Genomic DNA, 21472 nt, shown 5'->3' on the forward strand with positions numbered 1-21472 from the left:
TTTATATGGTTAGTTCATTTTCCGTTTGAATCTCAATTCCTTTTTTTACAATGTGTGAAATAATAAAAAGTATAACAGCCATAAATAACCAGACGTCAGCTCCTTGAAGATTTAACAATTGCAAGTTAGCTGCTTGAAGTCCTTGTTTTGAAAGCAATTCGGAATATCTATCACCAGAAATAGAAAATAATCCAATTCCAAAAGCAAGATACGATAGTCTAGTAATGAAATGTCTTAATTCCAAACTAAAAGGTTTGTAGAAATCCAATTTTTTACTAACAAACATTTTTATAATTAGATAAAACATTATGGCTTTAAAAATAGCAACAATGCACATAATAATTGCTACAACCATAAAATAGCCATAATCGTATTGGTAAAGGCTGGATAAATATTCCTTTCCTTTCCAAAAATTTTCAACACCAGCAGGATTAATAAAAAGCGAAATAAAGGTGTTGATTACAATTGCACCAGCTTCCACACATAATCCAATGAAAATGATCCACGAAAGTATTTCTAATACCTTCAAGATTTGATTAGTTGTGATTTTAATTTCCATACTTATTTAATTAAAATTATTTAGGCAAATATATAAAAATTATCGAATAACAATAAAAAAATATTAAAAAAGAATAAAAAATATTATTTTTTCGTAACTAAATCATAAGCTAATTTTAGTTTTTTTACCACAATTTCAAGTTCTTCTTCATTCAAATGTCCAAATCCAAATCGAATGGCACAAATATTTTTATTTTGATAAAGTATTGTTTTTGGTAGTTGTAAATCATTTTTTTCAGTTACTTCAGCTAATTTTACCAAGGAAAATTTAGGTTCAAATTGCAGCCAAATGGCTAATCCACCAGAAGGTTTTGTCCATTGAACTCCTTTTTTAAAGTATTTGGATAGCATTTCACACAAAAAATCTCTTCTCTGCTTATATTGAATGGTGTTTTTCTTAATTAATCGATGAATTTCTCCTTCATAAATCAATTCAGACAACATTTGTTCCTGTACAACATCACCTTGTCTATCTAACATCTTTAAATAATTCTTGGCCTCAACAATCAAATTATAAGGAGCCACAACAAACCCAGTTTGAAAACTTGGAAACAATGATTGCCCCAATTTTCCCAAATAAATCACATTTCCATTTGCATCTGAACTTGCCATGGGTAACATTGCTGAACCTTCAAACTGAAAATCATAATCATAATCATCTTCAATAATAGCAAATTCATATTCCTTAGCTAATTTCAACAGTTCCAATCTTCGTTCAGCACTTAATGTATGAGTAGTTGGATAATGTCTATTGGAACAAACATAGACACAACGAATCGATTTTCTTAAATAATGTTTTTTGATGTAATCAATGTCTAAACCATTTTCATCAATTGGAATAGTATGAATTGTAGCACCAACTTGCTGAAAAATCATATTCGCAGCATAATTACTCAGATTTCCAACTAAAACTAAATCGTTTGGTTGCAATAAGAGTTGTGATACGATATACAAACTCATTTCTGTACTTCTTGTACTGATTAAATTTTTTGGCTCAATATGAAAACCACGAGTAGCATTCAGGTAATTACACAATTGATTCTCATAAACAGAATGTTTTGAGTTAGTATTTTCATTCCATTTAGAAACCACAGTCTTTCGTTTCATGGAAGCACTATACCATTTAGAAAACTGATGAACAGGATGCAATCGCAAATCGGGTTGTCCGTCATTTAATGTGTATTTTGTTTGAAGTGTTTCGGAAACAGTAGCTAAATGAAACGAAGGTTTGAAATCAAATCCTGTTTTTTTAGCATATTCATTATCTTGATTTATGGGATACGAAATCGCTTTAATAGTTGCTGTTTTCTGTTCAGGTACTAAAATAAACGTTCCTTTATTAGGAATAATTTCAACCCAACCTTGTGAAGCTAATTCTTCATAAACTGCTACAACCGTATTTCTATGAATATTTAAAAGTTGGCTCAAGGTTCTACTTCCAGGTAAAGAAGTTCCTTTTGTCAAATAACCACGTTGAATCGCATCAATAATTTGATGAGAAATTTGAATAAAAACTGCAGTGGAGCTCTTTTTTTCAAAATGAATTAACTGTTTTAGAAGATCATTAACCGGACTATTCATGATTTGATAACTGGACTATATTACTCGTCCGGAAAGTTACGAATTTTGCAGCGTTTTAAAATAAACAATTAAAAATTATGAAAAATTCAATCTTTGTAGCTTTTTTAACTTTCTTTTCTTTACTAGGGAAAGCACAAGATATACAACAGAAAACAGATTCTTTACGTGAAGTTATAGTAACTTCTTCAAGAATTGATTTACCTTTTGATGAAAATTCAAGAACCATTCAAATTGTAACGGCTTCTGATATTCAGAAACTAGGAATAACAAATGTAGCAGATGCATTACAACAAGTAGCAGGAATTGATGTAAGGAGACAAGGTGTAAACGGAATGCAAGCCGATTTATACATTAGAGGTGGTGGATTTGATCAAACTTTATTGTTGATTGATGGTATAAAAGTAGATGATCCACAAACAGGACATCATACATTAAATTTAGCTTTGCCGATTGAAGTTATTGAAAGAATTGAAATTATTAAAGGACCAGCAGCTCGTATTTTTGGACAAAATGCTTTTTCTGGAGCTGTTAATATTGTAACTAAAAGCAATTCTCAAAACGAATTAGTAACCAAATTGCAAACAGGTTCTTATGATCAATTTATGGCTGAAGCTACTGGTTCAATTAACTTAGATAACAGCAGTCATATTGTTCATTTTAGCAAGAATTTTTCAAATGGATATAGAGAAAATACAGACTTTGATAATCAAAATATTTTTGTTAAAAGTCAGTTTAATAAAAATAAACTGCCAATTAACTTAATTGCGACTCATTCTGAAAGAAAGTTTGGAGCGAATGGATTTTATGGAATTCCAACAGCAAAGCAACAATATGAAGAAACGCAAGCAAGTTTAGTTGGTTTTTCAACTGTAATTAAAAAAGGAAATTTGACTTGGAAGCCAAGAGTTTATTGGAGAAGAAATCAAGATGAATATATTTACATCAGAAGCAATCCTTCAATTTATAGAAATTTACACATTACCAATAAAGTAGCTGCAGAATTAAATGGTTCTTATGATTCAAATTTAGGAACAACTGGTTTTGGAGTAGAATTTTCTAAATATTATATTGGAAGTAACAATTTAGGAGACAATCAAAGAGAAATTGCGACGTTATTTTTAGAGCATCGTTTTCAGTTTTTAAATGACAAATTTGATGTAACTCCAGGAATTGCAGCTTCTTATTTTTCAGATTTTGACAACAAATTATTTCCAGGAATTGATTTAGGGTATAAAATAACTGACGATTTAAGAGTGTATGGAAATGTTGGGTTTACCTATAGAGTACCAACTTACACAGATTTATATTACATTGGACCACAAGCTATTGGAAATGAAAATTTACAACCAGAAGATGCTTTGGCACAAGAATTAGGAATTCGTTGGAATACCAATAGATTTAACCTTTCATTAGTTGGATTCAACAGAGATTCTAATGATTTGATTGATTACGTACGATTAAATCCTTCTGATGTAACTTTTACACCTTTGAACATTCAAGATGTAAATACAAAAGGGTTTGAAACACAGTTTGATTACAAATTCAACTTGAATAATTTAGGTCAAAAAATTAATATTGGTTATACATTTATTGAAGATGAAATTCAGCAAACTTCAGCAGCAGAATCGAGATATTCTATTAATTCTTTGAAGCATCAATTAGTTGGTTCATATCAAATGCAATGGTTTAGAAACTTTACTAATGCTATTTCTTATCGTTATTTAGAAAGAACATCAGGCATAAGTTACAATGTGGTCGATTTAAGTGCAGTTTACAAATTAAATGACATGGAATTATCAGTTTATGCAAATAACATTTTAAATGCTGAATATTCTGAGACAAGTTTAATTCCAATGCCAAAAGGAAATTTATTATTTGGTTTAAAATACACATTCAAGTAAAAAAATCTCTAAATAAAAATCCGTTATAACTCCTAAGTTGTAACGGATTTTTTATTTTACAAGTATCAATTATCAATTCTTCTCCAACTCCTTCACCTTTTCATAAATCAATTCATTTTCCCAACCTTTTCTCATAAAATAATCACAGAATTTTTTTCTTTTTTTCATGAGATTCGTTTCTGAAATTGTTTCCCAATGTTTGTTAGCTAATTCTTCAAAAGCTTCAAAATAGAGTGAGTCATTTATTTCTTTTAAGGCAATTTTTATAATTGTAGATGAAATATTTCTTGCTTTTAATTCATTGGTAATTCTAGTTTTTCCCCATTTTTTATAGTTGTGTTTTCCTCTAACAAAGCTTTGAGCAAAACGTTCTTCATTTAGAAAATTATTATTGATTAAATAAACCATTACCTCTTCTTTTTCATTAGAAGTTAAATTAAAAGAAAACATTTTCTGATACACTTCCTGGTGACAACGATCTTGATAAGCACAATAATACTCTAGCTTTTTGCGTGTTTCATCAAAGGATAATGACTTTTTTTTATCTTTTTGCACTTTATTCTTTTTGAAATGGATTAAAATTTAAAATATATCCACCAATTTACAAATTAAGATGTAACAAAATTTTATTTTCTTCATAAGTTTTAATTCATTTAAAGCGTAAACAAACCATAATGAAGTAATTTATAACTTACAAAATGAATGAAATAATAAAGTTTATCTTAATTCTTACATAACTATAAAGTTAAAAAATTGTTTAGAAAAAACTGAAATTCTATCCATAATAAATTTTCATCGATTAAAGTTTGTTTTTCATCGACAAATGGATTTTATTTTATTAATGTATTAATAATTAGATTGTTATTTATTTTTTTGTTTAAAAAAACTATAAATTTATGTTCTGTTTTTTAAAAAAATAGACACATAAATTTAGCGCTTAAATGAAAAAAATAACTCTTCTTATAATCCTGTTTTGTTCAATAGTTAGTTGGGGGCAGATTTATCAACATAACTTTGGTACAACTACTATTTCTGCTCATCCTTATACAGTTGCACCTGTAATTTTTGATACAAATTTAAATACATCTTCATGGTCAAACAGCACCGGAGGATGGACTAGTTTCGCTGGAAGTAATGGTCAAGCAATTTCTCTAAATGATTCTTTTGGAACACCAACAATAACTTTAACTTTTAACGTTGCTACTGGTTATCAAATGGGCGTTGCTAGTTTTGATTTTTGGAGGAGAAGAAGTAATACTGGTGCACAGAATTGGTCAATGACTATTAATGGAATTGCGGTAGGAAGTGGTACGGTTCCAACAACAGGAGCAACAATAGGGACAACAGCTGTTGCTAGTCCAGTATCAAATTTAACAGGTACAATTACTGTTGTAATTTCACTATCAGGAGCTTCTGCAACAGGAGGAACATTTAGACTGGATGATTTTACATTAAATGGAACAGTAACTCCAACTGGTCCAATTTCAGTAACATCAGGAGATTGGAATGTGGGTTCAACTTGGAACACTGGAACAGTGCCTTTAGATTCTGATAATGTTACAATTTCTACTGGACATATAGTTCATACAAATACTTCACTGACTAGAAATGGAAACACTCAAGTAAACGGAACCTTTGAATTGAGAGATGGTGGTTTTGCTTCTGGTACAGGAACTTTTACTTACAATGCAACAACTGGTTCTTTAAACTTTAATACTTCAACAAGTTATAATGTTGATAATACACATGTATATTGGCCAACTACAAATAGTCCTTTTAATGTAAGTGTTTTAAGCGGTGGAGTAACTCTAAATGCTGGAACAAACAGAACCGTTAATGGTTTGTTTTCAACGGCTGCTGGTATTACATTTGGTAGTTCAACACTAACATTAAATGGAACTTGTAGAATAAATGGTGGAGGATTTTTTAATAATGCACCCATTCATGGAGCAAGTTCAACATTGCTTTATAATACAAATGGAATTTTTAATAGAGGAATAGAATGGATTTTTAATGGGGTTGGAACAATAGGAACAACACCAGGTTATCCAAATAATGTTCAATTAAGTAATAACACAACTTTTGATTATAACAACGGAACACCCTTAAATAAAGCTATAGCTGGAGATTTAACTATCGATATTGGTTCTAGTTTTTACATGGATTATGGATTAGGTCCTTCTGGAGGCACATTAACCGTAGCAGGAAATATAGTTAATAATGGAAATTTTACATTAGGAAATGCTATTGGTGATGACTTGCGTTTAAACGGAAATTTTACCAACAACGGAGTTTTTAATGGAAACGGAAGGGCAATTTTTTTTACAAGAAATGGCACTCAAACCATTACATCAACTCCACTTTTAACCATACCTTATGTTGTGCAACAACCTTCATCAGGAACAAATACGATTCAATTAGCAAGTAATATAATTATTTCTGCACCAGCTGGTGGAAATGCAATTTCTTTTAGCAGTGCAAATGACATTTTTGATATCAATTCTAGAACATTAACTATTGGAACTGTTGGTGTTGCTAATACAATTTCAGGATTAGGAACTTTTAAAGGTAGTACAACTTCAAATTTAATTTTATTTGGAAACGGAAGTGTTGGAACTTTAAGATTTACAACAGGTTCTCAAATTTTAGGAAATTTAACTTTAAATAGACAAGCAGGAGTTATTGGTTTTGATTTAGGAACTGATTTATCTATAAACAGTACTTTATTATTGACCAATGGAATTATAAATACAACAAATAGAACTCTTTTAATTACAAATTCTGGATTAATTACAGGAGGAAATGCTTCAAATTATATAATTGCTGATTATACTGATGGAGGATTTTTAAGGAAAAACTTTAACGCAATAGGTACATTTACATTTCCAATTGGTGATAGAGTAGCTTCAGCTGATGGTTCTCAATATTCTCCTATTACAATTAATTTCACAACAGGAACATTTAGTTCAGGGTATGTGAGTTTAAATGTAGAAGATTCAAAAGAGCCTAATAATGAAGCACCAACAGATTATATTACAAGATATTGGAATTTAATAGGTTCTGGAATTACTAATGCAACCTATAATGTAATAGGTACTTATTTACCCGTTGATATTAATGGAACCGAATCAAATTATAAGTCTGGAAGATATGCTACATCTACTTGGACAGAAGGACCAAATGTAATTGGTGGTTCAAATACAATTATTTTAACAGGTTTAACTACTGCAACTGGAGCTTTAACTAGTGAAAACCATTACACAGCTGGAAGTCCATTTAAAAGAGCAGAAATAAATATTCAACAAGGAGCAACAAATTACCTTACAAACTCAACTTATAATTTTGGAACGCAAACAGTTAATTCAACAACAAATGTGGTTTTCACTATTCAAAATTTGGGGTTAGAAAATCTTAATCTAGGAGCAGCAACAGTAGTTGGAGGAGGAGTTTACTCTTTATCAATAAACTATGGTTCTACTGTTTTACCAGCTGGAACTACAACTTTTACTATAACTTTCAATCCATTAACTACAGGAACTTTTACAGGAAGTATAAGTATTCCTAATAATGATACTACAGATTCTGAAAACCCTTACATGATTAATTTTACTGGAGTTGGACAAAATTCAATACTTTCAGATATTATTTCTGCTGGTGGTGAAGTTGCATTTGTACCTTCAATAGAAAATGATGCTACCATAAATACAACAGCAGATGGAATTCAAGTTTGGCAATTTACAATCAGAGATGGTGGAGCAAGTACTTCAGATTTAGATACTTTTGCTACAATTGTAAATTCATTAACGCTTACTCAAGCTGCTGGAAACCAAATTAATGATTGGGCAGATGCAATTCAGGCTGTAGCACTTTTCAATGGAGCAACAAAAATTGCAGATGGAGTAGTAACTACAAATCAAATAGTTTTCACAGGAGTACCTTTAATTTCGGTTCCTGATAACGAAAGTGTAACACTATCATTAAGGTTATCAGTGCAAACAAGTCCAAACAATTCTGGATCAAATGTAGATGGAGATGACTTTGTTTTTAGTATTTCTAATGCCAATGCAATAGCAGCTTCATCAGGTTCACAATTTACCAGTTTTTCAACAGCTTCTTCAACTAATGGACAAAATGTTTTACAAGTTATTGCAACACATTTAACTTTTATTCAGCAACCAATTACAACAGGTGTTAACTCAGGAATGACAGATGTAATAATTGCTGGAACTGATGTAAACGGAAATATAGACTTAAATTATTCAGGAACAATATCTATAACAAGTACAGGAACTATTACAGGCTCACCACTTACTTCTATCGCAAGCGCTGGTTTAGCAACTTTTTCTGGAATTATACATACAACTGTTGGAACTTCATTTACTTTAAATGCATCAGCAACTGGATTACTTTCAACAACAAGTGTATTTTTTGACATTACAGCTATCACAACTCTTCAACCAGGTGATTTAGCAATTCTTGCTGTTAATACAAGTATTGGAACAGGAGGAACAGACCAAATATCATTTGTTTGTTTTCAAGATATTCTACCTGGAACTCAGATTTTTATCACAGATAATGGATATGAAAGAAGGTATGCAGGACTTTGGGGAGGAACTGAGGGTTTAATTTCTATTACTAGAACTACTTCAACTTTACCAAAAGGAACAATTCTAACATTTGAATCTAATACTGGTAATGTAACTAGTGCATCACATTTTGATATTTATTCTTGTGGTTCAATTGATACAAATTGGACTAAAACTGCATTAGGTGGTGGATCAATTGGTGGATTTAATCTAAATAGCGACGATGATATGTGGATTATGCAAGGTGGTGTTTGGGTGAATGACACTTCGCATAATAGTACTTATAGCGGAACCGTTTTATATGGATGGACAGAAAGTGGTTGGGATACAAGTCCAGGTGGACCTACAGGAAGCACAAGTCACTCAACAATTTATCCTTCATCAGAGTGTTTTACAACTAATGTAGTTGGAGAGTCAAAAGTTAAATTTAATGATCCAGTAAACCCGGATTTTTCAACAATTACAAATGGAAGATTAGATTGGATTTCTTTAATTAATAATACAGCTAATTGGGATACTTATGTAGATAATTCTTCTTATAATGCTGGGGGTTATGATTACAAAGGAAGTACTGCTTGTCCTGCAATGACAATTGCTATAAGTGGATATGTGAATGGTAAATGGACAGGAAGACAAGATACGAATTGGTTTAATTGTGGAAATTGGGATACTTTAAGAGTGCCAGATGAAATGGTTAATGTCTTGGTTGAAGATACAACGTTTAACAATGCAGCTATTGTAGATGCAACAGCTCCTTTTGCATCAACTTATGGTAATGTTGCTAAAGCAAAAAATTTAACCATTACAGGTGAAAAAGTAGAAATTACTTCAAACATCAATAATATTTTAGAAGTTCATGGAAATTTAATTATTGATGGAACCGGAGTTTTAGACATGAATGATGGAAATGACTTAACAGCTGATGGAACTTTACATTTATATGGAGATTGGTCAAATTTAGTAGATGAAATAGCATTTGATCAAGGAAATGGAACGATTCATTTTGATGGTTCAATTCCCCAAATTATAACATCATTAGATCCTATTGGTACAGAAATTTTTTATAGTGTGATTTTGAATAATGATTTTGATACAACAATTTCTAACAATTTAATAGCTCAAGGAGATTTGACCGTAAGTGCAACAAAAACAGTTACAGTAGAACCTAATGATTATGTTCAAGTAAATAATAAATTACAATTAGATGGAGATATTATTATTGAAAATGATGGTCAATTAATTCAAGTCAATGAAATAGATTCAAATGATGGAACATATACTGGAACAAAATTTCAAGTAAAAAGAATTGCTCAAGCGAGAAACTTAGATTATGTATATTGGTCATCACCAGTAGAAAATTTTGATGTAGTTAATTTGCCAAATTCACATCGATACGAATGGATAACAGCTGCTCCAAATACAAATGGTACACAAGGAAACTGGTTTGGTGCTTCTGGAAACATGTTTCAAGGACAAGGATACATTGCAAGAGCTTCAAATGGTTCAGCTACAGCAATAAATTTACCAATCACTTTTCAAGGTGGAAAACCGTTTAATGGTCAATTTAATAAATTAATATCAAGAGGAAGCGTTAGCGGTATTGATGATTGTTGGAACTTACTTGGAAACCCATATCCATCTGCAATCGATGCTGATTTGTTTTTATTAGATAATACTAATATTGAAGGAAGTGTTAGAATCTGGATGCATGGAACTTTGCCAGCAGTTATACCTAGTCCATTTTATCAAAATTTTCAATATAATTATACGGAAGATGATTATATTATATACAACGGAACTGCTACTTCAATACCAGCAGTATTTAATGGTAAAATTGCTTCTGGACAAGGATTCTTTGTCAGAATGTTAGAAGATGGTGAAACAGATGTTATTCCTCCTGTTTCTGATATTATTCCTGCTACAGCTGATGTTGTTTTCAAAAATGAATATAGAGGAGATGTTATAAATGGGTCTTTATTAGACAACACAGAATTTTATAAAAACAGTAATTCAGCAACAACAATTGAAAAAAGTAGAATTTGGTTGGATTTAATTTCTCCAAATAATCAACTAACTAGAACTGTGGTTGGATATGTTCCTGGTGCTACTTTGGCAAAAGACAGATTATACGATGCTTTGATTGATGTGGATTCTTTCAAGATTTATTCGTTAATTAATACACAAAAACAAGCTATTCAAGGAAGGCCAGTTCCTTTTGATCAAAATGATACAGTTCCATTAGGAGTATTTATTCAAGTGTCAGGTAACTACACAATTGCAATTTCTGCTGTTGATGGTTTGTTTTCAGATGCATCACAAAATATATATTTAGAGGATAAATTGCTAAATGTAATTCACGATTTAAAACAAGCTCCCTATAACTTCTCAACAATTGCTGGAGAATTTAATAATAGATTTGTACTAAGGTATACCGATACTGTTTTGAGTAATCAAAATTTTGAAATAGCAAATGGCTTGATTATAGTTTCAAATGAAAAGGTATCTCTTTTAGCTTCTCAGAACATAAAATCAGTTTTGGTTTTTGATGTTTTAGGAAGAAAAATTTATGATAAAAACGACATCAACTCAACAGAAGTTGTTTTAGAAAAATTAATGCCAACAAAAGAAGCAATACTAGTTAAAACTACTTTAGAAGATGGAAAAATAGTTACAAAGAAAATTATTTATTAATTTAAACTAAGTTAGATAAAAAGGGTTGCATATTGTAATTCTTTTTTTATTTTAAAGCTTTTTGGTTTTTATAATCAATCCAATTTTGACCTTTTAGTTTACGCATCATTACATCAAAATGTCGCATTATAAAAACATTATAAAATGCTTTAGCTAGATTTTTTGGTTTTGATGGAAATGCTCTTAAACTCATAGAAAAACCTGGAGTAATATATTTCATATAGTGCCAATATCCTTCAGGCATATAAAGTGTTTCACCGTGTTTCAAATCACAAACAAAACCTCTAGCGTTTTTTAATTTTGGAAATTTATCATAATCTGGATTATCAAAATCGATATCTTCTCTAGAAATTAATGAAAAAGGTACTTTATATAAATATTCAGTTTGACTAGGAGCAAATAAGACACATCTTTTTTTTCCATGAAAATGAAAATGTAAAATGTTAGAATAATCAATATCATAATGCATAAAAACTTTAGCGTTTTCTCCTCCAAAAAAAAGCATTGGTAATTGTTTTACTAATCTAAGTCCAATTTTGGGCCACTTAAAGTCATTATGAAGCACTGGAACTTCTTTCATTAAATTGTATAAAAAAATTCGATAATTAGTTGGTTTGGATTCTAGCAAATCAACATAATCACTCATTTTCATATTTATATGCGCTTCATTGAATCCATCTTTATGAGAAACTGGTCTATCATCATAAAGAGGTACTGTTCTATGTCCTGCAATTTCTTTAATATAAGATAAATTCCATTTAGAATAGGCTGGCCAATCATCAATTAAATTTTCAATGACAACTGGGGTTTGCGTCATAAAATATTTGTTGTAAAAATCATTTTTAGTTATGGTTTTTACACGTTCAATTTCTTGTAGTTGTATAGACATAAATAGTTCTATTTTTTACATAGAACAAATTTATTAAAGAGTTTTCTATATTATTATAATATTAAGAAAATTTTAGTTTTAGACTTTTGCTTTAAGTTCCACATCTTTCCAATATTGCATTAATGTAAATGAACCAATTAAACTTGACGCAATACCTTCAAAGAATAATATACTACAATATTTGATAATATTATTGTCTTCACCAAAGAAAAAAGTGTTTGAAAGCCTGTCTAAATAAGATTCACCACCTTTGATGTAAATAAATACAATTAGACCAACAATTCCTAAAAAAACACCAATAACACCTGTTTTAAATCCTGAAACTAAATTTTCTAAATAATCAGTTTTTCCAGCTTTGCTATTTGTTTTTATTGTTTCATTAATTCCATAAAGAACAATAAAAGCATTTAAAATTCTCAAGTAATTCTTGTCGGCAAGGCCTAAAAAATCCATTAAAAGGAAAAATATTCCTATACCAAGAAAAATCACAATACCGTTTTTTAATTCAACATTATTTTTCATAATTCTCTATTTTTAATGTTAAAGTTATGAAAAATAATTAAAAATAAACGATTTACATTGTTTAAAATTTAGTTAAATTAATCAATAAGAACCCATTCATTATGTGAAAAATAATCCCATTTAGCTTTAGCAAAGTCTTGTTTAGGATCAATTAGAGTTCGGTAGGGTTTGTGATTAATTGAGTTTTTACAGTCAATAAAAATAGAAATATTTTTACCTTCATATTCTTTTTTAATACGTTGACAATATTGCCAAATAAAATCTGGTTTTGTGGTCATAGCATTAACTTGTTTGTATGATAAATTTTTATTGTAATAGTAAGGTGTTGTTTTTTTTGTGTCATTGTCAACAATCTTAAATTGAATATAACCACTTTTTTGACGAAGCATCATTCTCCAACTTAATCGATGACCTTCTTCTGTGACGAGTACATCTCCTTTTATAAAATGATGTCTAATGGGTAGTACTAATTGTATTAATAATAAAGGAATTAATATATATTGAATTATTTTTTTATGTTTTATATCATAAGAAGAGTCATCAATAATTGTATTTTTAGTTTTAAAGAATATTTTTCGAATAGTTTCTGGTTCATAAAAAAATAAAATAAACCCAAGAGCAAAAAATGGAAAAATACCAATTTGTAAAACAATTGCATTAAAAATATGAAAAAATAAAGATGCAATAAATGCAATTGTTCTTGTTTTTTTAAATAGTAAAAAAGGAACAATCAATAAATCGAAAAAAATTCCAGCATATGCAATGAATAAATAAAACCATTTTTTAGAGAACATGTTTTTTATAAATCCAATGTCTGTTGAGCCTAATAGCAAATTTTTAGTAAAAGTGCCATCAAGCCAATCTGGATAAAATTTAGCAATAGCTGCAAAAAAATAAACGATACTAATTTGAATTATAAACAAAAGAGAAACCCAATAAGGCATCACTTCTGATTTAATTTTTGGATTCCATTTAGCATCTAAAGATTTGTATTTATTGGCAGGTAAAAAACACATGTAAAAGCTAATTACAAGTAATAAATAATAATGGTTGTTATAAGCTGTTTTTTGAGCGAGATAAGCACCAGCCCATAAAAGAGTAAATGAAATCATAGCAAATCTATATTTTGCTCCAAGCATTATTAAAATGCCTAAAATTCCCATGACTATAAAATAGAGATACATAATTTCTCCATGTAAGATTTCTAGCCATTCAAATCCAATAAATGTAAAAGTAAAATGCGTTTCAATAAAAACTCTTTTAACCCATCCAGTCATTATTGCTCCAAAACTTTCAGCAGCAACTAAAAAGCCAAATAATATTCGAAAAAGTATTAATGGTGAGTTGTCTATGTTTTTATAAATAATTGATTTCATACATTTTTTGAAAGATAATTTTTAGAGTATATTTCATCTAAATTGAGCTGTTTTTTTAATTGCTCTAAAGACTCAAATTTCTTTTCATCTCTAATTCTTGAAATCAAGTTTACACAGATTTCTTCATTATAAATTTCTTTGTCAAAATCAAAAAAGTGGATTTCTATACTTTCAGAAACTCCATTTACTGTTGGGTTTTTTCCAATGTTCATCATTCCAAAAATAGTTTTGTTATGGATAAAGCTAGAAACAATATAAACACCATTTTTTGGAATTAATTTATAATCTTCATCAACTTTAAGATTGGCAGTTGGATAGTTCATGGTTCTGCCTATTTTCTTACCTTCAATAATGCCTCCACACAAACTATAATTGTTTCCTAAATAAATATTAGCTAGTTCAATATTACCATCTAATAGAGCATTTCTAATTTTAGTGGAGCTAATTGAAATATCATCAATTTCTTTAGCAGAAATTTGTTCCACTTCGAAATCATATTTTTTACCTAAAGCAATAAGATCATTTATATCAGCCGATCTGTTTTTACCAAATTTATGATCATAACCAATTATGATTTTGCCAAGATTTAGTTGATCAATTAGAATTTTTTTTACAAAATCTTCTGCAGAGAGTTCAGAAAAAGTAGTGTCAAAAGGATGTATAATTAAATTATCAACACCATTTTCTTCAATCAATTTTGTTTTTTCTCTAATTGTATTTAATAATTGAATTTTTGAATCTTGCTTTAAAACCATTCTTGGATGAGGAAAAAAAGTCAACAAGATGCTTTCATAATCCTCTTTTCTTGCTTCATTAACTAATTTTCTTAAGATTTTTTGATGTCCAATATGCACACCATCAAAAGTTCCTAACGTTAAGATGCTTTTCTTGCTTTTGGTATAATCAAATATAGAATGGAATGTCTTCAAAATAAATAAATAAATACAAAAGTATTGATATTGATATGTATAATCCTAACAGAATAAAATAAAATGTTTTTTTGTTATAAAATAATTTATTTTTACTAAATTTGTTAACTAACTATTTACCATTAAATTATGAAAAAATTTTTACTTTTCGCTTCTATTGCGTTAATTTCTTCATCAATTTCTGCTCAAACAAGCAAGAATTGGAAAGAAGTTTCTAGAGCTCAAGTAGGGCAGACTAACAAAAAAGTGGATAGGCTATCATTTCCACAGGATTTTAAATTATATCAAGTTAATGTTGATCAAATTAAACAATCAATACAGTCTGCACCAGATAGATCCTCAAAAATCAAATCTAATACAATTATTTCGTTACCAAACATGTATGGTGAGTTAGAGAAATATGAAGTATATGAAGCTTCAAATTTTGAAGCAGATTTACAAGCTCAATTTCCAGAAATTAGATCTTATGTAGGTGTAGGAATTGATGATAAGTACGCTCAAATTAGATTGAGTGTTGATCCAAGTGGAATTCAAGCAATGATTTTCAGAGCAGGTAAGAAAAATGAATTTATGGAGCCATATTCAGCAGATGGGTCTGTTTATGCCATTTATAATTCTTCTAGAAATAAAGGAAAACTTCCATTTACTTGTTCTACTGAAGACCATGCAGTCATTGCAAATGGAAATTTAGAGACTTTAAAAGCAAATAATGCAGTTTTAAAAACTTTTAGATTAGCTTTATCTTGTAATGGAGAGTATGCTAATTATTTTGGAGCAACAAGTTCTGCTCAAGTTGCAAATGTTTTGGCTGCTTTTAATGCAACAATGACAAGAGTTAATGGTGTATTTGAAAATGATTTTGCTGTTCACATGAACATTGTTGCACAAACAACAAATGTAATTTATTACAATCCAGCAACAGATCCTTACACTACATTATCAAGTTGGAATACACAACTCCAGGTGGCGTTAAATACATCTCTAACGGGACCATCAACTTCTTTAGCAGCTAATAATGCAGCTTATGATGTAGGTCATATGTTTGGTGCTTCTGGTGGTGGAGGTAATGCAGGTTGTATAGGCTGTGTTTGTGTAGATGGTAACGTTAGTGGAACAGGAAGCACTAAAGGAAGAGGTATTACTTCTCCTGCAGATGGAGTTCCATCAGGTGATAATTTTGATATTGATTATGTAGCTCACGAATTAGGACATCAATTTGGAGGAAATCATACTTTCTCAATGAGTTTAGAAGGAACAGGAGTAAATGTTGAACCTGGTTCTGGGTCTTCAATAATGGGATATGCTGGAATTACTGGAGCTACAGATGTTCAACAACATTCAGACGATTATTTTACACACAGAAGTATTTTACAAGTTCAAACAAATTTACTGTCTAAAACCTGTCCAACAACAACAGCAATAACTCATGGTGCTCCTGTTATTAATGCTGGGCCAGACTGGACAATTCCAAAAAGCACCCCTTTTATTTTAACAGGTTCTGGAACAGATCCTAATAATGATCCACTAACATTTTGTTGGGAACAAAATAATAGTGCAACATCTGCTTTTACCGTTGTGTCTCCTACAAATACTACAAGTCCTAATTGGAGATCAAGAAATCCAGAAACTACTCCAATAAGATATATGCCAAAATTAGAAAGTGTTTTGGCAAATACATTAACTGCAGATTTTGAGTCTGTTTCTTCAGTAGCTAGAACATTAAACTTTACTTTAACAGGAAGAGATAATGTTGCCAATGGTGCTCAAACTGGCTTTGATGAAATGATTGTTAATGTTTCAGGGACAGTAGGTCCTTTTGATGTCACTTCTCAAGCAACAGACGGAATTTCTTGGACTCAAGGTTCAACTCAAACTATAACATGGACAGTTAATGGTACAACTTCTTTAGTTGGTTCATCAAATGTTGATATTCTTTTATCTACTGATGGAGGTCAAACATTTACTACAACTTTAGTTTCTAATACACCAAATGATGGATCTGAAGTAATTACCGTTCCAAATGTAGCTTCACCTTATTGTAGAGTAATGGTTAAGCCAACTGGAAATATTTATTACGATATAAACACAAAAGATTTTGCAGTAGGTTATATCGTAAGCACAACTTGTGATACATATACTAATAATACTGCTCTGTCTGTTCCTGATGGAACTGGAGCAAATACACCTGGTGCAGTTGTTACAAAAACATTAGTTGTACCTACACCCACTAACACAATTTCAGATGTTAATGTAACTTTAGGGTTTACACATACTTATATAGAAGATTTAGTTATTGGAATGAATCATCCAGATGGAACTCAAGTTGTTTTATGGAATAGAAATTGTGATGATGCTCCAGGTAGTCTGCAATATGTTTTTGACGATGCAGCGGCAGCTGTTGTTCCTAACACAGGTTGTACTGCTACTTCAGGGACATGGAAACCAGTTGGCTCTTTGGCAACTTTAAATGGTAAAGATAATAGTGGCACATGGACTTTATTAGCTGTTGATTATTATGTTGGAGATACAGGAACAATTCAAAATTGGTCTGTTGAAATTTGCTCACAAACAGCAGTTTTAACTTCAGAATCTTTTGGGCTTTCTGAGTTTTCATTATATCCTAATCCAAATAGTGGTAATTTTACGGTTCAATTTAATTCAGAAACATCTAATAATATAGACATTAGAGTTCATGACTTGAGAGGGAGAGAAGTTTTTCTAAAAACATATCAAAATAATGGATTATTCAATCAAACAATTCAACTTAATAATATCATGTCTGGGGTTTATCTAGTAACTGTACAAGATGGGTCAAGAAAAGAAGTTAAAAAGATTGTTGTTGAATAGTAAATAGTGTTTTATTTACCAAAAAGCAAGAAATGTTAATTATAATATTTCTTGCTTTTTTTTTTAGTTTAAATAAAATTACTTTAATATATTTACCCCCTATTAAATAATTAATCATGAAAAAATTATTACTATTTACTTTTAGTATGCTAATTTCATCTAGTTTTTATGCACAGACCAGCAATAGTTGGAAATCTGCTACAAAAAATGATGTAAAAAAAGTTAACAAAAATGTGGAAAGACAATCTTTCCCTCAAGAATTTAAATTGTTTCAAGGAAATGTTGAAACTTTAAAGCAATTACTGCAATCTTCACCTGATAGATTTGTTGCAAAAAAATCAAATACAATAATTTCATTACCAAATGTAAATGGAGAAATGGAAAGATATGAGTTTTTTGAAGCATCAAACTTTGATTCAGATTTGCAAGCACAATACCCAAGTATTCGTTCTTATGTTGGTATAGGAATCGATGATAAATTCGCTCAAGTAAGACTTAGTGTTGATCAAAATGGAATACAGGCTATGATTTTTAGAGCTGGAAAAAATAATGAATTTATTGAGCCATATTCGAAAGATGGTTCTGTTTATGCTGTTTATAATTCATCTAGAGTGAAAGGAAATTTGCCTTTTACTTGTTCAACTGTGGATCATGAAATTATTTCTGGGATACAATTAACACCAAACGCTTTAAAATCTGATAATGGAGTATTGAAAACATTTAGATTGGCAATGTCTTGTACAGCTGAATATGCAAATTATTTTGGAGCTACAAGTGCTGCGCAATCAGGATTAGTTTTAGCAGCTTATAATGCAACAATGACTAGAGTTAATGGTGTTTTTGAAAAAGATTTAGCTATTCACATGAATATTACAGCAAATAGTGTAAATGTAATATACTATAACCCTATAACTGATCCATATTCTCCAGCTTCAACTGGAGCAGGTGGTGCTTGGAATGGAGAATTACAAACTACCTTAACTAATATGTTAGGAACTACAACATACGATATTGGACACTTATTTGGAGCAACTGGAGGTGGAGGAAATGCTGGTTGTATTGGTTGTGTTTGTAGTACTGACGGAAGTAAAGGAAGTGGTTATACATCCCCAGCTGATGGAATCCCAACTGGAGATAATTTTGATATTGATTATGTAGCTCATGAAATGGGACATCAATTAGGTGCAAATCACACTTTTTCTATGGGTACAGAAAATAATTCAGTAAATGTAGAACCAGGTTCAGGATCAACTATTATGGGGTATGCAGGAATTACTGGTGCAACTGATGTTCAACCACATTCTGATGATTATTTTACTTATAGAAGTATCTTACAAATTCAGACTAATTTGTTGTCTAAAACATGTACAACAAATACAGCCATTACTCATGGCACACCAGTTGTCAATGCTGGTTCTGATTGGACAATTCCTAAAAGCACTCCGTTTATTTTAACAGGTTCTGCAACAGATTCTGGAGGAAATCCTTTGACTTATTGTTGGGAGCAAAATAATGATGCTACATCACCTGGTTTAGGAGCCACAAATTCTTTAGTTTCCCCAACTAAAACTAATGGGCCAAACTGGAGATCAAGAAATCCAGAAACAGTTCCTTATAGATATATGCCAAAATTAAGTAGTGTATTAAACAATACTCTAACAGCAGATTGGGAATCAGTAAATTCAGTTGCTAGAGTTATGACTTTTAGTTTAATGGCTAGAGATAATGTTGCTGGTGGTGGTCAAACAGGAGTTGATGAGATGCTTTTAACCGTTTCTGCAACAACTGGACCTTTTGATGTAACTTCACAAAATACAGACCAAATTGTTTGGGCTCAAGGTTCTTCACAAACTATTACTTGGACAGTTAATGGAACAACTTCATTAGTAGGTTCAACAAACGTAGATATTTTATTATCAACAGATGGTGGTCAAACTTTTACAACTACTTTGGCTTCAAATGTGCCAAATAATGGTTCTTATGTTATTACTGTTCCTTCAATTAATGCAGCTTACTGCAGAGTAATGGTTAAGCCAACAGGAAATATTTATTACGACATTAATACAAAAAACATAGCTATTGGAAATGTTGCTTATCAATTACAAGATGTTTGTACAGATTATCCTTTTAATTTAAATGCTGCAATTACTGAAAGTTCTGACAATTCTTATCCAGGAATGTCTCTTACTGTTCCAGATTCATTTGTTATAACTGATGCAAATTTTTATGCGAATGTTACGCATCCAAATATTGGGCAGTTTAGTTTGTTAATAAAAGCTCCATGGCAAACATCATTAAATACTGCTTTATGGTATGGTAATACTTGTACAACGGCAAATATGGACAAATGGTTTGACACTGCAGGTACTGCTGTAAATTGTGCGTCTGTTACTAGTGGAGGTCCTTTTTTACCTTATTCTACAACAAATATTAATGGATATAATGGGAATAATAGTGCGGGTAGCTGGTTGATTTATTTTAAAGATACGGTTGTTGATTCAAATGTTGCTAATGCATTATTTAATTCATTTACTATTCAATTATGTAAATCTGAATATGTACCTGTTCTTCTTTCAAATGAATCTTTTGGATTGACAGATTTTGCTTTATATCCAAATCCAAATAATGGTAATTTTACAGTACAGTTTTCATCTGAAACTGGTAATGATGTAAATATTATGGTTCATGATTTAAGAGGAAGACAAGTTTATACTAAATCTTTCCAAAATAATGGATTGTTTAACCAAGAATTACAATTAAATAATACAGCTTCAGGAATTTATCTTGTAACAGTTCAAGATGGAAACAGAAAAGAAGTTAAGAAAATAGTTGTTGAATAAATTTCAAAAATTTATTTAAAATACAATAAAGGATGCTATTTTAGCATCCTTTATTATTTTCCATTAAATAGATTCATAGTTTCATTTAAACCAGTTAAAATAAAAGAATTTATTATTTCAGCAGAAATATTTAATCGTTCTTCAAGTTTGGCTTTTTCTTCATCGGACCATTCTCCTAATACATAATTAACTTGTTGCCCTTTTTTAAATTCATCACTTATCCCAAACCTATATCTTGGATATTCAGAAGAATTTAATAAAAGTTGCGTATTTTTTAATCCATTATGTCCTCCATCTGTTCCTTTTCCTTTTATTCTTATTGTTCCAAAAGAAAGGTTTAGATCATCTGTAATTACCAATAAATTTTCTTTAGGAATATTTTCTTTTTCTAACCAATATTTAATGGCTTTTCCGCTAAGATTCATATATGTATTTGGTTTTAAAAGAAAAACAGTTCTTCCTTTGATTCTGTGTTGTGCTATTTCTCCAAGTTTTGCGGTTTGAAAATCTATATTTTCTTTTTTGGCATAGTGATTTAATACTTTGAAACCTATGTTGTGTCTAGTGTTTACATATTCTGAACCTATGTTTCCTAGTCCAACAATTAAAAATTTTTTCATTGGGTCAATTGTTTCTATTTGTTTTTGTTTGAAAATATTGAATATCCATTTCATTTTGTAAAAATACTATTTTTTAAATTTTATAGTTAGAAAAAACAATTCAAAAAAAAAAAAGCACCAGAATAAACTGAT

12 protein-coding genes are annotated in these 21472 nt (G+C 30.3%); 4 read left to right on the forward strand and 8 right to left on the reverse strand.

Translation table 11 applies throughout. The annotated features are described in order from the left end of the window. Position 1 precedes the first annotated feature (1 nt). Together ACFO3U_RS01280 and ACFO3U_RS01285 are read right to left on the reverse strand one after the other, a co-directional pair. Positions 2-559, reverse strand: a complete 558-nt coding sequence (locus ACFO3U_RS01280; protein WP_379737660.1) for a DUF2975 domain-containing protein — start codon at positions 557-559, stop codon at positions 2-4. A gap of 83 nt (positions 560-642) precedes the next feature. Continuing rightward, a complete protein-coding gene (locus ACFO3U_RS01285; RefSeq protein ID WP_379737662.1) occupies positions 643-2139 on the reverse strand; it encodes an aminotransferase-like domain-containing protein in 1497 nt (498 codons plus the stop codon). A 77-nt stretch (positions 2140-2216) separates the two neighbouring features. Here ACFO3U_RS01285 and ACFO3U_RS01290 point away from each other — a divergent pair, with 77 nt between their 5' ends. Next, positions 2217-4040, forward strand: a complete 1824-nt coding sequence (locus tag ACFO3U_RS01290; RefSeq protein ID WP_379737664.1) for a TonB-dependent receptor plug domain-containing protein — start codon at positions 2217-2219, stop codon at positions 4038-4040. A 72-nt stretch (positions 4041-4112) separates the two neighbouring features. Here the strand turns inward: ACFO3U_RS01290 and ACFO3U_RS01295 are convergent, their stop codons facing one another. Further along, the gene (locus ACFO3U_RS01295) at positions 4113-4595 is read right to left on the reverse strand and encodes a regulatory protein RecX (protein WP_379737666.1); all 483 of its coding nucleotides are present in this window, start codon (positions 4593-4595) and stop codon (positions 4113-4115) included. A gap of 386 nt (positions 4596-4981) precedes the next feature. Between ACFO3U_RS01295 and ACFO3U_RS01300 the strand changes: the two genes are divergently transcribed. Further along, positions 4982-11317 carry a T9SS sorting signal type C domain-containing protein gene (locus ACFO3U_RS01300; protein ID WP_379737668.1) on the forward strand — a complete coding sequence of 2112 codons (6336 nt, stop codon included), beginning with the start codon at positions 4982-4984 and terminating at the stop codon, positions 11315-11317. 46 nt (positions 11318-11363) lie between these two features. Here the strand turns inward: ACFO3U_RS01300 and ACFO3U_RS01305 are convergent, their stop codons facing one another. From ACFO3U_RS01305 to ACFO3U_RS01320, 4 genes are all read right to left on the reverse strand, one after another. Further along, a complete protein-coding gene (locus ACFO3U_RS01305) occupies positions 11364-12206 on the reverse strand; it encodes a cupin-like domain-containing protein (RefSeq protein WP_379737670.1) in 843 nt (280 codons plus the stop codon). Between the two features lie 78 nt (positions 12207-12284). Continuing rightward, entirely contained in the window at positions 12285-12728 is a 444-nt protein-coding gene (locus tag ACFO3U_RS01310) for a hypothetical protein (protein WP_379737671.1), read from the reverse strand. A gap of 77 nt (positions 12729-12805) precedes the next feature. Then, a complete protein-coding gene (locus ACFO3U_RS01315) occupies positions 12806-14104 on the reverse strand; it encodes an HTTM domain-containing protein (protein WP_379737673.1) in 1299 nt (432 codons plus the stop codon). Beyond that, on the reverse strand, positions 14101-15033 hold the full coding sequence (locus tag ACFO3U_RS01320) for a bifunctional riboflavin kinase/FAD synthetase (protein WP_379737675.1): 933 nt from the start codon (positions 15031-15033) through the stop codon (positions 14101-14103). The genes ACFO3U_RS01315 and ACFO3U_RS01320 overlap by 4 nt, the downstream gene beginning before the upstream one ends. A gap of 129 nt (positions 15034-15162) precedes the next feature. Here ACFO3U_RS01320 and ACFO3U_RS01325 point away from each other — a divergent pair, with 129 nt between their 5' ends. Continuing rightward, positions 15163-17880, forward strand: coding sequence for a zinc-dependent metalloprotease (locus ACFO3U_RS01325; RefSeq protein WP_379737677.1), 2718 nt, complete (start codon positions 15163-15165; stop codon positions 17878-17880). Between the two features lie 116 nt (positions 17881-17996). Further along, positions 17997-20720 carry a zinc-dependent metalloprotease gene (locus ACFO3U_RS01330; protein ID WP_379737679.1) on the forward strand — a complete coding sequence of 908 codons (2724 nt, stop codon included), beginning with the start codon at positions 17997-17999 and terminating at the stop codon, positions 20718-20720. Positions 20721-20773: 53 nt separating this feature from the next. Here ACFO3U_RS01330 and pth read toward each other — a convergent pair whose 3' ends face one another. Then, positions 20774-21394 (reverse strand): aminoacyl-tRNA hydrolase, encoded by a 621-nt coding sequence (gene pth, locus ACFO3U_RS01335; protein ID WP_379737681.1) that lies wholly within the window; start codon positions 21392-21394, stop codon positions 20774-20776. Between the last annotated feature and the right edge of the window lie 78 nt (positions 21395-21472).

Origin of the sequence: Flavobacterium ponti (assembly GCF_042652765.1) — a bacterium.
GTDB lineage: Bacteria > Bacteroidota > Bacteroidia > Flavobacteriales > Flavobacteriaceae > Flavobacterium > Flavobacterium ponti.